This window comes from Mangrovibacter sp. MFB070 (assembly GCF_000705335.1).
Classification (GTDB): Bacteria; Pseudomonadota; Gammaproteobacteria; order Enterobacterales; family Enterobacteriaceae; genus Mangrovibacter; species Mangrovibacter plantisponsor.
Map to the genome: position 1 here is coordinate 311212 of NZ_JJMI01000019.1, position 15798 is coordinate 327009.

The 15798-nt window shown below is 50.4% G+C and carries 14 protein-coding genes and 1 pseudogene; 14 read left to right on the forward strand and 1 reads right to left on the reverse strand.

Annotation, left to right across the window (positions count from 1 at the left end; translation table 11 throughout):
- Positions 1–42: 42 nt before the first annotated feature.
- Positions 43–300: a helix-turn-helix domain-containing protein gene (locus tag DT73_RS07995; protein WP_036106667.1), complete on the reverse strand. Its 258-nt coding sequence runs from the start codon at positions 298–300 to the stop codon at positions 43–45.
- 235 nt (positions 301–535) lie between these two features.
- Here DT73_RS07995 and DT73_RS27060 point away from each other — a divergent pair.
- The 14 genes and pseudogenes from DT73_RS27060 to DT73_RS08065 form a co-directional block, all read left to right on the forward strand.
- A pseudogene (locus tag DT73_RS27060) lies at positions 536–607 on the forward strand (hypothetical protein); the annotation flags it as partial.
- A 344-nt stretch (positions 608–951) separates the two neighbouring features.
- Entirely contained in the window at positions 952–1770 is an 819-nt protein-coding gene (locus DT73_RS08005) for a transporter substrate-binding domain-containing protein (RefSeq protein WP_051691309.1), read from the forward strand.
- Positions 1771–1780: 10 nt separating this feature from the next.
- Positions 1781–2440, forward strand: a complete 660-nt coding sequence (locus tag DT73_RS08010) for an amino acid ABC transporter permease (RefSeq protein ID WP_036106675.1) — start codon at positions 1781–1783, stop codon at positions 2438–2440.
- Positions 2437–3078, forward strand: coding sequence for an amino acid ABC transporter permease (locus tag DT73_RS08015; RefSeq protein ID WP_036106685.1), 642 nt, complete (start codon positions 2437–2439; stop codon positions 3076–3078). The genes DT73_RS08010 and DT73_RS08015 overlap by 4 nt, the downstream gene beginning before the upstream one ends.
- A gap of 31 nt (positions 3079–3109) precedes the next feature.
- Positions 3110–3892: an amino acid ABC transporter ATP-binding protein gene (locus DT73_RS08020; protein ID WP_036106929.1), complete on the forward strand. Its 783-nt coding sequence runs from the start codon at positions 3110–3112 to the stop codon at positions 3890–3892.
- Positions 3889–5130 carry a M20 family metallo-hydrolase gene (locus tag DT73_RS08025; RefSeq protein ID WP_036106688.1) on the forward strand — a complete coding sequence of 414 codons (1242 nt, stop codon included), beginning with the start codon at positions 3889–3891 and terminating at the stop codon, positions 5128–5130. Before DT73_RS08020 ends, DT73_RS08025 begins: the two co-directional genes overlap by 4 nt.
- 11 nt (positions 5131–5141) lie before the next feature.
- Positions 5142–5843 (forward strand): DUF1989 domain-containing protein, encoded by a 702-nt coding sequence (locus DT73_RS08030; RefSeq protein ID WP_036106690.1) that lies wholly within the window; start codon positions 5142–5144, stop codon positions 5841–5843.
- Between the two features lie 59 nt (positions 5844–5902).
- Positions 5903–6496, forward strand: coding sequence for a cupin domain-containing protein (locus tag DT73_RS08035; protein WP_036106692.1), 594 nt, complete (start codon positions 5903–5905; stop codon positions 6494–6496).
- Between the two features lie 450 nt (positions 6497–6946).
- Positions 6947–8794: a M48 family metallopeptidase gene (locus DT73_RS08040; protein WP_036106694.1), complete on the forward strand. Its 1848-nt coding sequence runs from the start codon at positions 6947–6949 to the stop codon at positions 8792–8794.
- A 590-nt stretch (positions 8795–9384) separates the two neighbouring features.
- Complete coding sequence (locus DT73_RS08045; RefSeq protein ID WP_036106695.1) at positions 9385–9945, forward strand: fimbrial protein; 561 nt, start codon at positions 9385–9387, stop codon at positions 9943–9945.
- Positions 9946–9991: 46 nt separating this feature from the next.
- The gene (locus tag DT73_RS08050) at positions 9992–10699 is read left to right on the forward strand and encodes a molecular chaperone (protein WP_036106697.1); all 708 of its coding nucleotides are present in this window, start codon (positions 9992–9994) and stop codon (positions 10697–10699) included.
- Positions 10700–10731: 32 nt separating this feature from the next.
- Positions 10732–13242: a fimbria/pilus outer membrane usher protein gene (locus DT73_RS08055; RefSeq protein WP_036106931.1), complete on the forward strand. Its 2511-nt coding sequence runs from the start codon at positions 10732–10734 to the stop codon at positions 13240–13242.
- 25 nt (positions 13243–13267) lie between these two features.
- Positions 13268–14443 (forward strand): fimbrial protein, encoded by a 1176-nt coding sequence (locus tag DT73_RS08060; protein WP_036106699.1) that lies wholly within the window; start codon positions 13268–13270, stop codon positions 14441–14443.
- A gap of 144 nt (positions 14444–14587) precedes the next feature.
- Positions 14588–15775 (forward strand): HD domain-containing phosphohydrolase, encoded by a 1188-nt coding sequence (locus DT73_RS08065; RefSeq protein ID WP_036106701.1) that lies wholly within the window; start codon positions 14588–14590, stop codon positions 15773–15775.
- Positions 15776–15798 lie beyond the last annotated feature (23 nt).

Below are 15798 nucleotides of genomic sequence, written 5' to 3' on the forward strand. Positions count from 1 at the left end.
CGCTTCTTATTCATTGACCTGGTAAGCTCGCTTCGACGGCCATTAGTCATCCTCCGAAAACAAGCTATCAATCTCATCCCAATCAGGTAATTCGTGACGTTTAGGTGTCACGTTAAACTGCAAGCCAACTGCATCAAGCAAGCGCTCGAAGATATCGAATGAGCCTGTAAAACGACCATTCTCTATTTCTGAGATAGTGACTTTGTGAATACCGGTTAGCTCCGCGAGGCGCTGCTGGGTATACCCAAGCGCTTTACGTTGCTCGCTGACCGTTTTACCGATTTCCTGTCTGCTGGCCATGTAAACACCCAAAGTTAACTATATAGCTAATAAACTAACTCATAATTACAATATTAGCTATATAGCTAACAATATTTTAAGCGAGACCCATAAACACGAATAACGCCACATCAGACTTATCCAAATGCCCTGTAGTCATCCCATGATGCTGGAATGATAGTAGCCAGCCATAAATCAAGTGCTACACGCTTCTCGTTCATATACTGGCCAGCCTCTTGAACCGTTACCAGCTGTAAGGGTGATGGTGTATACCCACGACTCAATCGGTCTGGGCGAAGATAGCCCTACTCACCAGTCTGTGGAGCAACAGTCTGATGCAGCGCGTGGTGGCTATGCGCTGAAAGGCTGTGAAGGCCAGCCGCAGGTGATTTGCATTGCCACCGCCAAAACGCACCATCAACGTGCAACGCAAGCATCAATATTGTGCACACCGCCCGTTTTTACTTTTTCCTTCTCATAGCATTGTCCCTGGCGGCAATCTTCTTAACTAATTACTTTTCAAGTAGATAAAAAAACACCGGTTGTCTGATTACGCCCTGGCACAATTCATGCAAATGTCATTTCGTTCAAGTAACTTTCCTAAAATGAATATCACTTTCAGAGAGCGAAACCATGAAACTGACGCGTTTTTCCTTTGCAGCCTGTTGGGCCATGTTGGTAACTGCCAGCGCCTTTTCTACGACAGCACACAGCGCAGACTTACTGGAACGGATTAAAGAAGCGAAGGTCATGACCATCGCTACCGAAGCCCGTTACGCACCATTTGAATATGTTGAGAACAATAAAATTGTTGGCTACGACGTGGATCTGATGAATCACATTCTGGCTAAGTCGTTACCGGGCGTGAAAGTGGATCAGTTGGATCTCCCCTTTCAGGGCATTCTGCCCGGGCTGGATGCCAAAAAATTCGATTTCGTCATCACCGCGGTTACCGTGAATAAACAACGTGTGGATCACTTCGCGTTTACCGCTCCTATTGCTGAATCCACCGTCGCGCTACTGAAACGCGCGAAAGACAACAGCATCACCTCCCCTGACGATCTGAGCGGCAAAGTAGTGGGAACACAAACCGGATCCGGCCAGTTGCAGGTGCTGCAGGCTTTTGATCAGAAACTGAAAGCCAGCGGCAAACCGGGGATCAAAGAGATTAAACAATATGTCGCCTTCGACGAAGCCTATGTTGACCTGGCCAATGGCCGCCTGGATGGGGTTGCCCAGTCGCTCTCCAACCTGGGGCCGCTTATCAAAGCCCGCCCGGGTGTGTTTGCCACACTGCCGGAAATGCTGGGGCCGAAGACCTATTTTGGTTGGGTTGGGCGTAAAGATGCCGACAGCGCTTCACTGGTCAAACTGTTCCAGGACGGCATTATCGAGGCCAACAAAGACGGCACGATGAAAGCACTGCAACAGAAATGGTTCGGCTTCACCATGAATGTTCCGGCAACACCGATGCCAGCACCGGCACTGTGAGTACTGAGTGATGCCTGCTTTTTTCACCCATTTCGCCAGCTGGCTACCCGCGTTATTGCATGGCGCGCTAACCACCGCAGCACTCTGCCTGGTTGCCATGGTTGCCGGCTTTCTGGTGGGGATTGGCGTCTGGCGCATGTCTGGCAGCCCGGTGCGAGTCTGGCGTGGAGTGGCCCATGGATGGGTCAGTCTGTTTCGCGGTACGCCGGTGCTGGCTCAGTTGCTGTTGTGCTTTTACCTGCCTTCACAACTGGGGCTGAATCTGCCGGTGTTCCTCGCCGCAGCGGTGGCACTGACACTCAACACAGCCGCTTACCAGTCGCAAATCCTCAAGAGCGGGTTTGCCAGTATTGCTCCCGGGCAGTTGGAAGCGGCCGCAATATGTGGACTCAGTTCCCGGCAAATTCTGTGGCGTATTCAGGTGCCGCAGGTGTTGCGCCTGACACTGCCCTCATTGTTATCAGAACTGATTGATGTGGTGAAAGCTTCTGCCGTGGTCTCTGTCATCGCACTGACTGACCTGATGCGTGTAGGCCAGCAACTGGCGTCATCCACTTACCAGCCATTACAGGTCTACCTGTCAGTTGCGCTGATTTACCTGGCGCTGACCAGCCTGCTGGCCCTGGCTGGGCGCCAGGCGGAACGCTACTGGCAGAGGGAATCACGATGAGCGAACTGGCCAATTACCTGCCTGATTACCTTCAGGCTATGGGTACCACATTATGGATAAGCCTGTGTGCAGCCGTGCTGGGAATGGCGCTGGGGTTTGCGTTTAACGGGTTATGCCCACATCACCCACTGGCATACCGCTTGTGGCGCGGATATGTATGGATTATTCGCGGTACACCTTACCTGGCTCAACTGGCGGTTATCTATTTTGGCCTGCCTTCTGCAGGCATTATGCTCAGTGCGGTACAGGCCACTGTACTGTCACTCACGCTCTACAGCGCCGCCTACTTCGGTGAAATTTTCCGTGCAGCATGGGGCAGCATTCCCCCGGGCCAGCGCGAAGCGGCCCTGGCTAATTCCATTTCTGGTGTGCGTTGTTTCTGGCATATCCAGGCACCTCAGGCTGTGCGTTTTGCCCTGCCATTGCTGGGTAACCAGTTCATTTTAACTATTAAAGAAAGCGCGATTGCGTCGGTGATTACCGTACCGGAACTCACCATGACCACCAGCCAGATTGTCGCCAACACCTACACCTATGTACTGCCGTACGCCCTGCTGATTGCCAGCTACTGGTTACTGGCGCAAGGCGTCAGCTTTTGCGTGCGCGGCCTTGGCTATGCACTACGTACAGGAGATTAACGTGAGTAATGCATCCGCTCCAATTCTGGAAATGCGCCATGTCGGGAAGGCGTTCGCCGGGAATCCGGTGCTGCGCGACATCAACCTGAGTGTTCACCCGGGCGAAATCGTCACCCTGATTGGCCCTTCCGGCTCAGGGAAAACCACCGCGCTGCGCTGCATGAACTTTCTGGAAGCTTACGACCAGGGAGAAGTGCTGATCAAAGGCCAGTTACTCGGTTATTCCGGTAACCAGCGCGGTAAAGCGCACACCGACAGCCCGGCGCTAATAGCAGAGGTGCGCCGCCCGCTGGCCATGGTATTCCAGCAATTCAACCTGTGGCCGCATATGACCGTGTTGGAGAATGTCGTCGCCCCACTGGTGCTGGGCAAAAAAATGCCGCGCCACACAGCAAAACACGCCGCCATGACAGCACTCAACCAGGTGGGTATGGCGCAAAAAGCCAGCGACTGGCCGGTACGGTTATCCGGCGGTCAACAACAGCGCGTAGGCATCGCCCGCGCCCTGGCGCTGGAACCCGAACTGCTGCTACTGGATGAACCCACTTCAGCACTGGATCCGGAACGTGTTGAAGAAGTGCTGGATGTTATCCGCAGCCTGGCAAAGCAAGGTATGACCATGGTGATGGTGACCCACGAAATGGCGTTTGCCGCCCATATCTCTTCTCGCCTGGTGTTTATGGCTGATGGCTACATAGTGGAAAGCGGCAGCCCTCGCCAGCTCTTTACTCAACCAGAAAGTGAGCGCTTACGTACATTTCTGGCGCCACTGTTCCGCCGCCCTTTGCAACCTGAAGAACTGGAGTCGTTATGATTTCCTCCCCGAGCCTGAGTGCTGCCCAACACCTTGATACTGACTGGCTGGACAGCCTGCTGAGCAAGCTCTCACAATTTGGCGCACTGGATAATGGCGGTGTGGACCGCCAGGCACTGAGCGCTACCGAACTGGATGCCCGGGCCTGGCTAATTGATGAAGCCCGCTCGCTGGGTTGTGAGATTTACACCGACAGCGCCGCGAACCTGTTTTTCCGCCGCCCGGGCAGGCAAGACCTGCCACCGGTGACGACCGGCAGCCATATCGATACCCAACCCGGTGGCGGCAACTTTGATGGTTGCTATGGCGTACTGGCGGGCCTCGCCTGCCTGAAAGCACTGAATGACGCAGGCATTACTACTGAACGCCCGGTGGAAGTGGCCATTTGGACCAACGAAGAAGGCAGCCGGTTTGCCCCCGGCGCCATGGGTTCCAGTGCGTTTACTGAACCAGGCACCCTGGCGGCATTTCTGAACGTTACCGGGGAAGATGGCGTGACCTTTGCCCAGGCACTGGAGTTACACCACCAGCGCTTCCCAGGCCTTGCCCAACGGCCCAATCGGGACATGGCCTGCTTTGTGGAATTACATATTGAGCAGGGCCCGTTGCTGGAACACCTTGAGTTACCCCTGGCGGTGGTCTCGGGCATTCAGGGGGTTCGCTGGTACCAGGTGCAGTGCCAGGGCGAATCTGCCCATGCAGGCACCACGCCCATGGCCTTGCGCCAGGATGCCATGCAGCTTGCCCGCAACGTAGCCAGCACCATTGAAGCCAGCACATTAAACCCGGGCGATGACGCCCTGCGCCTGACATTTGGCCGCTGGCAGGTTACCCCGAATGCAGTCAATACCATTCCGTCCCGGGCCAGCTTCACTCTGGATTTCCGCCACCCGGACCCGGCGGTACTGGCACAGTTTGATGCCCGCATAGCCGGGCTGGCTGGCGACCGGGTCAGTGTGGCGCCGCTGTTATCCTGTGAACCGGTGGTATTTGCACCGCAGATAAACCAGGTGCTGAACGCCACAGCCCAGGCACTCGATATTCCCTGCACCGGGCTTCTGTCCGGCGCATTCCATGACGCCATGCATCTGGCCGGGCACTGCCCCACCAGTATGCTGTTTGTTCCCAGCCACCGTGGCATCAGCCACAACCCGGCTGAATACACCGAACCTCGTGCGCTGCATACCGGAGCCCGTGCTCTGGCAGGTGCGCTTACCGAGCTTTCTGATACTATTTAAGGAGTTACATAATGACTACCACTACCCAATACCCGGAATGTTGTGCAAAAGATAATGGCGATGCGCTGGGCATGAATGCCACCGCAACCTCCCCAATTTCGGTTGACGGCACACCAGTAGCTGGCGAGTTATATACCATTCCTCCGCGCTGCGGCCGGGCCGTAAAACTGAAAAAAGGCCAGGTGATTAAAATTATCAACACCCCGGGTAGCCAGGTGTGCGATACCTGGTTCTTTAACAGTGACGACCTGAGCGAATTCGCTTCCATGGAGCACACCCGCGCGTTTATCGACAAAATCATTCCCCAACCAGGCGATGTACTGGTAACCAACCAGCGCCGCGCTATTGTGACACTGCTGACCGATACCTCACCGGGTGTGCACGACACCATGATTGCCGCCTGTGACCTGTTCCGTTATTCCAACATGGGGATCACGGAGTACCACGACAGCTGTGCAGATAACATGCGTATGGCGCTGAACGCCATTGGTCTGCGTGCCCGCGAAGTACCGCAGCCCCTGAACCTGTGGATGAACACGCCGGTCAACCCGGATTACACCATTTCCTGGCTGCCAACTGTCAGCGCACCGGGCGATTACGTGGAAATCCGCGCTGAACGCGACTGTGTGGCAGTAATGTCCGCCTGCCCGCAAGACATTGTGCCTATCAATGGCTGTTCACCGAAGGAAATCCAATTTACAGTAGCAGGATAATTTTTTTGTTTTGGCCTGCCTGGGCAGGCCTTATTCATTAACTGGCAACCCATTAGCCCATGAAAAAAAAGACAGACCCGAAATCAACAGGAACGCCTGCCAGCCTTGGTATGCGGTTACGCCATGCCCGGCTGGTCAGGGAAATGACACTCAAGCAACTGGCAAGCCAGGTAAACTGCTCTGAAAGTTTTCTCTCCAAGCTGGAAAATGACGCCGCTAACCCTTCACTGACCATGCTGCACCACCTGGCAAAAACCCTGGAGACCAGTGTTTCAGACCTGATGTCGGAAGACTGGGCAGGGGATTCCCCGGTGATGAAACCCGCGCAACGCCACCGTAAGCGCTTCCTGCAGCGCAACAAAAAAGGGGGAATCGAGCTGGAGAACCTCACCTGGCACCACAAAGGCGGGTTGCTACAGGGTGATATCCATATCATTGAACCTGGCGTGAAAAGCGATGCCTTAATTGAACACCAGGGCGAAGAAATGGGTTATGTGCTGGAAGGCATATTAGAATTGCGCATTGGTGAAGAAACCTGGCAACTGGAAGCCGGTGATTCATTCTACTTTCCCAGCCACCTGCCTCATGGCTACAGCAACCCCGGCAAAAGCGTAACTAAAGTGCTGTGGGTAAATACACCAGTGACATTCTGACCAGGGGCTGGCTTAGCCCCTATGTAATGGTGGTGTATATTTATAGCAAAGCACCGCAGCCAGATATAATTATTCGCAAATATTTTTATTAAAATAGACTTCAATAAGCGCAATCTTAATTTGCCCCTGGCGTGGCGCCCGGCACCCTTCACGCCCGCCAGCACACAGCGAAAGTATCAAGCTTCCAATACAATATAAAGCAAGACAAAAACCTTAAAACATACAAGCATAACACCACGAACCAGAACAAAACGCCAAAAACCAGACAAGCGGCTTCACTACGACCGACCACTACCAATTTCTGCTGGTCATATTTTTTACTCTGCCACGTTATAATCACTTTCTTCTCAAAATAATTTTAACTAACTGGCTGGGAATTATTCCCTGCTGCACGGATACATCTGTTCTGTATAGCCGGATTATATTTTTCTGTGACAAGGAAACACCACGATGAAAAAAGGATTTAGCAAAATCCTTATCTATTTATTGCTCACGTTATTTGCCATACCTGTGGCCACACTGATGCTGTCGGAATATGCCGGGTACCAGCTGAATAATGAAATTACTGAAGCAATACTGGATAACGCACGCCAGAACAACCAGGACCTCACCAAAGTAAGCGCATTTCTGCAGGCACACCCGCCACGCAGTGTATGCGACACAGTTACGCCAGACCTGCTTGAATATAAGCATGCCGTCTGTAATGGCAACGAGCTGTGGCAATTCGAAACCATGGACAAAGTGATATTCTTAAGCATGGGTTTGGGGCTGGTGTTTTTAGTTCTGGTTGGTGTGCTGGGTGGGGTTGCTTTTATCAGCCCGGGCGCCCAGGCATGGAGCCTGCGGCTCTCGCGCCCGGTGCTTATTTTTATGAGTTTTGTGGAGGTTATTGTCCAGGGCGGGTTGCTGCTGTGGTTTACCTTCTGGATCTCCGCATTCTTTACCGACAAATATTACCCCAAAGCTATTTTCGCCGTCGCTCTGCTGATACTGGCCGGGTTGTTCTATATGGTAAAAGGGATTTTTCGCCGCATCCCCTTTGACAACCAGGTGGAAGGCGCACAAATCAGCCGGACACACGCCCCGGCATTGTGGGCCAGAATGGATAACCTTGCCTCGCGCCTTGGCACAACTGCACCAGACCATATTGTGGCCGGGATTGACGCCAGTTTTTATGTCACCGAAGTTCCGCTAACCGTGAAAGACCGCAAACTGACCGGGCGCACGTTGTATGTCAGCCTGCCGTTGTTGCGCCACCTGACACCCGAACAGGCTGATGGCGTGATGGTGCATGAGTTAACTCACCTCCACCAGGGGGACAGCGCCACCAACGCCACACTGGGGCCGAAAATACAGCGTTTTGATTTGTATATCTCAACCATGAAAGATAACCTGGCGACCTTGCTGGTGTATTACCCTCTGGCGGTATACCGCACCTTATTTGAGCTTGCCTGGCAGCGCGACAGCCGCCGCCGTGAGTTTATTGCCGACAACAAAGCAGCACAAATCGCCGGGCCTGCCACTATTGCACAATCCCTGGTGAAAGTTTCCGCCTATTCCGGTTACTGGGGCGAGGTAGAAAACGAATTGTTCGCTCAGGATGAAAAGCACGAAAGCAGCCTGCAAATACGCCAGACCATTGCACAAGGGTTAACACAGTACGCCCATTCAAACGGGTTCAGTGAGATGATCCGCCGCCAGAATGTGCCCCATCCGTTTGATTCTCACCCGCCATTAAGTGTACGGATGAAAAATGTCGGGTATGAAATCAGCAGCGACCAACTGGCGGCAGTCGCCACCCACGTCCCCGAAGAAAGCTGGGCAAACCTTATCCCGGATGCGGAAGAGATTGAACAGGCATTATGGCAACGTTACGAGCACGAATTCTCCAGCGCTCATGAAGAAAGCCTTGCCTGGCGTTACCGCCCGGAAGATGCCGCCCAGACAGCACTGGTAGAGAAATATTTTCCACCGCAAACTTATACGCTGCGCAAAGGCAAAACCATCACCATTAGCTGGCAGGGCATTACCGAACCCAAACACGGTGAACTGTTGCGCTGGGAAGATATCAGCACCATGACTCACGACACCCGTTGCTGGATTGATTACCTCGCCCTTAACTTTGAGAAAACCCGTACCAACAAGCGCAAACGCCTGACCATTTACCTGCCAGGTATTGGCAAACAAATGGACGCGCTGAATGAATCGCTGGGGCGTTACTGGGTTCGCCACCAAACCATGTGCGAGCACCAGCGCACACTGCGTGAAGAACAGCACACCACCACAGCGGATGCCTGATGCAGGCATTGTGCCAGGGGGGTCCCTCTGGCACTGTTCCGCCAGGCTGCGGCAGTCGGGTTTTGTGGTGATTAGGCGAAAATGAAATACCGGGTATATCCCCCCGGCATCACACGTATCTTTCCTTTTATCCCTACAGATAACCCAATATCTCCCCCCACCTTCCCTTCTGTATTTAATTCCCAGACTGTACAAATTTATCACTATTTTTAATTATTTGTTAATTAGCTGTTTGAATATATTAAATTAATGCTAAATCCAACTCCACTCGCACTAATTCGTTTTGCAAATGACAAATTTAACTCACTTTTTAACGCGAATGAGATATTGAATTCTTCCGCAAAAACCCAAACAAAACAGATACAAAACCTATATAAACGTTAAAATGTAGATATTTATAATTAAATTTCATATTTAAAGAATATTTAAATTTGTTTTAGTAACTTTACGTGGTCTTATATTCCGGCGAAATGAACAGGACTTGTGTTCAGCAAAAAAGGACAACTGGCGCGACGCAGGGAACCTCTGGATAAGCCTCACGCCAACACATTACAGCTATACACAAAACAAATTGGAAAGAGATGAAAACTATGTTTAAGCAAACAGTAATCGCAGCAGCAATTATTTTTTCTGGCGCTGCATTTGCTACCGAATCAACTGGCGTTGCCGGGGGTACTATTACTTTCAACGGTTCTGTATCTGATACCACTTGTGACGTTACCACCAACAACGGTTCTGATTTCACTGTAAACCTGACTCCGGTAACCCTGGACGATATTAATAGTGCTGCAGGCGTTGTTGCTGCCGGTAAAAAAGATTTCACCATGAGCCTGAAAAACTGCTCTGCAGCTGATGACGGTGCCACCACGCTGAAAATCACCTTCAGCAGCAGCAACCTGTCTGATGATGGTAAATACCTGAAAAACTACAGCGATGGTGGTGCAGATGGCGTGGGCATCGCCCTGACCTCTGATGGCTCTACGCTGGTTCCGTTTGATAGCGCATTTGATACTGGCCTGAGCTCTACTGACGTAGCCAGCACCAATGGCGCGACTGTAACCATGTACGCTAACTACTACAACTTCGGTAATGGTGCAGCCACCACTGGTAAAGTGGTTACCGACGCAACTTACGCATTCAGCTACGATTAAGGCACTCAAACCGGGGGCCCCTTCCCCCGGTTTTCTAATACCGATTATGAAAAAACTCCTGGTTCTTTTAACTACCGTTTTATTTTCTCAAACGGTACTGGCAAGTGTTGTTATTAATCAGACCCGTGTTATTTACCCGGCTGCGGCGAAATTCGTTTCCGTACAGTTAGTCAATGACAGTGATAAAACACACCTGGTGCAATCCTGGCTGGATAATGGTGATGCTTCGGCCGCACCAGAGAAAATAAAAGTGCCCTTCACGATTATGCCACCAGTAGTAAAAATGGCAGGCCACGCAGGGCAAACTTTAAAAATATCATCCATGAATACCGCACCTTTGCCGAAAGACCGCGAAAGTGTGTTCTGGCTTAACGTACTGGATGTTCCGCCTATTCCTGAAGGCAGTAACGATAACTATTTACAGGTTGCCATTCGTAACCGCATTAAGTTGTTTTATCGCCCTGAGTCTTTAGCCGAACCGGATAGTTCTGTCGCAGAAAAAATATCAGTGTCGTCATCTGCCGGGCATACCTGCCTGAAAAATGACTCACCTTATTACATGACGATTCCCCAGGTTGTCACCTGGCAGGGAGGGGAATTAAAACAAATCCGCAAAGATAATTTACTGGCAGAGACCGCGTTTATTGCGCCATTTGGCTGCACAAAAGTGTCAGACAAAGTCCGTGCTGGTGGGCATTACCGGATTACCTGGCTTGATGATTTCGGTGCAAAACGGTTCAGCACCATTAACTGATTATGGTTGTTGATTACTCGGGTTCATTTCTGATGAAAAACGAATTTTTGTTTCGTAAAAGCTTGCTTGTCCATGCCATTAGTCTGGCGGTGTGTGCATTAAGCGCCACGAACGCTCTGGCTGAGAGTTTCAATAATAGCTTGTTGGTGGGTAACTCTGCAGAAATGGACTGGAGTAATAAGTCATTGGTAATGACACCGGGAGCTTATGACCTGGATGTCTATGTTAATAATGTCTGGCGCGGCAAATTTAACGTCATCGTTGGCAGCAATGCAGCTAATTCACTTGAAATAAAAAAAGATGATATTGCGCAGCTGGATATTCAGGAACTGGATGATGTACTGAAAAGCCAGCATGAGGATATAGTTGATATTAACGCCCTGCTGCATGGTGGCAAAAGCACCCTGAAACCAGGCGAATTGCGCCTTGACCTGGAAGTCCCTCAGGCTTTCGTAAAAACCCAAAGCCGTAACTGGGTTGCACCCGAAAAATGGGATGAAGGTATTAATGGCGCTTATACCAACTACAACCTGAACTATTACAATTTTCATGGTCTGCAAAAAGGCTACACCAACAGCGATAATATCTATCTGTCATTAAACAGCGGGCTCAATCTTTTTGGCTGGCACCTGATAGATAACTCATCCTGGATGCGCTACAGCACGCTTAATAAAAGCTACTGGATCAATACCACTCGCTACATTGAAAAACCCATTGCGGCAATAGGCGCAGTGCTGCGTGCCGGACGGGCTTATACCGCATCGGACTATTTTGATACCGTACGTTTCCAGGGTGTAACCCTGCGTAAAAGCCGCCAGATGCTGCCAGACAGCGAACGCGTTTACATGCCGGTAATTACCGGTATTGCAACGGGTACTGCCGTAGTCAGCATTTACCAGGATGGCCATATTATTCACCAACAAACCGTTCCTGCGGGCCCGTTTGCCATTCGTGACTTAATGCCTACTGGCTCACGTAGTGATTTATCTGTTGAAGTAAAAAACAGTGGTGGCAGCATTGAGCGCTTTGTCGTCCCGTTTTCTTCTATTCCGGATATGCTGCGTCCGGGCACCAGCGACTACCAAATTAACCTTGGTAAAGTTGATATCCGTGGCGTGGATGATAACACCGGATTTATGCAGGCCAGTTATTCACGCGGGCTGAATAACTACCTGACAGCATCTGCTGGCACTACGTTAAGCAACCATTACCAGTCAGTTATTCTGGGCAGCGCTGTGTCGATTCCATATATCGGCTCGCTCTCTGGCTCACTGGAAGAAGCGCAGTACTCACTCCCGGGCGACAGCCGTACTCGTGGTGAAAAATATTCTATTTCCTGGAGTAAGTACTTCCCGACGCAGACCAATATTTCACTGGCGTCTTACTATTACCGTACCCAGGATTACGCATCGTTCAGTGATTTCGTGCAGATGCGCTCGAATGTCCAGACATACGGCTACAACACATCAACAATTAACAGCAAACAGGCGTTCAGCGCAAATATCAACCAGACATTACCAAACGGCTTTGGCCGCCTGTCTTTATCTGCTTACTGGCGTGATTACTGGAAAAACCGCCAGACCAGCAAGCAGTATAACTTTACCTGGAGTAATACCTGGAAGAGCGTGAACTACTCCGTCTCCCTGCGCCGTTCTGAGGTTTCCCAGTCTTATTACGACTATGAAACCAACTATGAAGGCAACATGGTAAGTGCCCTGCGATCCAGTGGTAAAACGGAGAATAACCTCTATTTTACTGTCACTGTCCCTATGACAATTTTTGGCAGTGGCGGCAGTGTTTCAAGCCACGCCAGTGTACAAAACGGCAGATACTCCTCTTCTGATGTCAGTGTTAGTGGTAATGCCAAAGACGTGGATTACAGCCTGATGCTTTCCCATGACAGAGAAGGTAATTCGCGTTCGGCAGACCTCTACACAAGCTGGAAGAACGACTACACCAGCCTGAACAGCGGCCTGACCATGGCACGTGAATACCGCCAGGCAAGCCTGGGTGCCAGCGGTAACCTGCTGGCCTGGCGTGGAGGTGTGCTGATGTCACCAGAAAGTGGGCGTAATTTTGTGATACTGGAAGCACCCGGGGTTGAAAATGCCACAGTGAATGGCAGCACCAGCACACGAACTAACAGCAAAGGCATCGCACTGGTCACCAGTGCTACAGCTTACCGGCAGAATAACTTCCACCTGGACCAGGATGGTACTCAAAGCAGTGATGTAGATTTACTGGGGAATATGCTCAACATTGCCCCGTATGAAGGCAGCATTACTTACCTTAAATATAAAACAGACACCCGCAAGCTTTTCACACTGGATGTTCAGGATGCACAAGGCGACCAGCTACCCTTTGGGGCATTTGTCTACGACAACAAAAAGCAAGAACTGGGTTTTGTCGCCCAGGGTAGCCAGATATTTATTAAATCCGACACCATGCCGGACACCATTACAGTAAATATCAGCAAAGGCAAAAAGAAACAGATGTGCACCATTACACATCCAACTGAACACGGCATTAATACCTGCCGCTAACATTTTACTGTGGCGATTAAACATCATGCTCAATAAATTTTTTCTCATTATTACGGTGATAGCCGCAATATTGACTCCTGGTTTTTCCGCCCAGGCTGCGGGAGCACAAGCTCGAGCTGTTACGGGCGATACCTGCCGTAACGCAGGTATTTTATTTACCAGTGTGGCGGAAGCAGATAAATCCCTGAACCTGTCTTCTGCTTTCGTTAATAGCAATGTGTATGAAGCTACTTATACCACCAGTTGGTCCGGCAGCATGACTTGCGTGTACGGCAGTGTGGGGATCGGTTCATTAATGCAGGATCACCTGTATTTCTTTACCGGATTCGACAGCAACCCGGTTTACCTGCATTTCAGTAGCAGCGACGGTGAAGACAGCTACTGGATTAAAGTGACATCTGAAATCACTGGCATTCAGAAAGTAACAGTCAGCGGAATAGTGGGTATTCACTCACTTGGCTACCAGACACAATATACACTGCGCGCTGAACTGTTAACCTCTGCACCCAGTGGCGTAGAAAGCTACACCAAGTCTACCACTACCGGTGCGCTCAGCGTGATCCCGGCAGTGATGAGTGGTACCGGTAGCGGAAGTGACTCACCGTTATTATCCAGCAAAACATACTCGTACCGCGCGTGGAGCAACATGATGGCAAATACATCACGCAGAAGTTGGGATACCGATTACTTTCTGGCTTATGAAAAGATGACCATTCAGTTTGAGCCCAAACAGACCACCTGCAATATGACTCGGGATTTAACCGTAAAATTGCCCCCAGCTCCACTTAGCACTCTGAAAGCTCAAGGAAAAGCCAACGGTGCCGATTTCACCATCCCATTAAAATGTGGCAACCTGGCTGGGGTGAAAACCGCCACACGTAATATTAAAGCCTGGTTGTCCAGCAATGATCTGGTCAGCACAGACTCTTCCTACCAGATTATGGTGAATGATGAAACCACCGCTGGCGGTGTTGGCATTGCTATTCGCAGCCGTATTTTTATGGGAGATTCTGAAGAAGTACAGATATCCAGTAGCTCAGATATGGAAAATGCCACACAAATTCTGGATATAGAAAAAGATGAAGATATTCAGGATACCCAATACATTTATTTGCATGCGTATTATAAAGTCTACAATGCCGCTTCACTCAGCACAGGGACAGTTGTTGCAACAGCGCAAATCATGTTTGGCTACGATTAACCTGATAAATAAAATTTTGACACGCAAGAATTAATTCGTTTTTAAGAAACGAGAATTTATATCATTTTCACAATGCTCCAGGCATATCGGCAGAGTGAATTAAAACTCGTATAAATACGAGAAAAAAGTACCGATAAGGACATTATGAAAATATCAATTCAGACCGTACTCGATTTACTTCACAGCATTATTAAACCGATTTCACCTGAAATCGTCATTCACCTGCAACGGACAGCGTTAATCAGTTGGTATCTGGCCAACAAAGCCCGTCTGCCTGAGCAGGAGATACGCGAGACTTATCTGGCGGGCATGCTGCACGATATTGGTGCTCTGGATAAACCCCGGGCAGACCTGGCTCTGGCCAGTGAGTCATTTTTAGACGGCCATGAAGCAAGTGGGGCAGCAATGACGGCCGGGATCCATTTTCTGCAGCCCGTCACACAAATTATTGAACATCATCACCTTGAATGGGTGGATGGCAGTACCCTGAATTTACCGCTGATTCACCACCTGGTGCATATGGCAGACAGCTTTGAGCTATACCTGCGCCGGGTGGATGGCAATTATATTGCACAGCGCGAAGAGATTGTGAATGGCTTTTTGTCTGGCAATAAGAAATGGCCCTTAGAACTGGTTGATGCGCTGATAAAAGCAAGCCAGCAGGATGGCTTTTGGTTCCGGCTGGGCAATCCGGAACCGGAACGCGTGTTACAGACCATCAGCCCGCTGCACGAAGAATTCCTCGGCCGGGAAGACTTTCTCGAAGTGTGCCTGCTTATTTCCAAAATCGTCGATAAATACAGCAGCTTTACCCAAACCCACAGTACCAGTGTGGCCCATGTTGCGGAAAAGCTGTCTGAGCTGTATGGCTACGACACTGAAATGCAACAACGCATCTGTATTGCTGGTTACCTGCATGATATCGGCAAGTTATTTATTCCGCTGTCGATTCTGGAAAAACACGGACGGCTGGAAGCAGTCGAATATGCCAGAATGAAGTTGCACAGTTATAAAACGCTGGTGATGCTGGAACAATTTGAAGAGCTGGGGCGAATTGTATCCTGGGCAGCAAACCACCATGAGCGGCTGGACGGCAGTGGCTACCCTTTTGGCCTAGTGGCCGCAGAACTGGATATACCTTCACGAATTCTGGCAGTAGCAGATGTGTTCACCGCAACAACGGAAAACCGCCCTTACCGGCGAGGAATGGATACCGAAAAAGCCATAGAGATTCTGATGGAAGAATCTGCAAATGGCCGCCTGGACAGGGACATCGTTGGGTTACTCATCCATAATATCGGCGTTGTAAAACCGCTGGTTGCAATGTGCTGAATAAGTGGTGCAGTCAAAAGAGT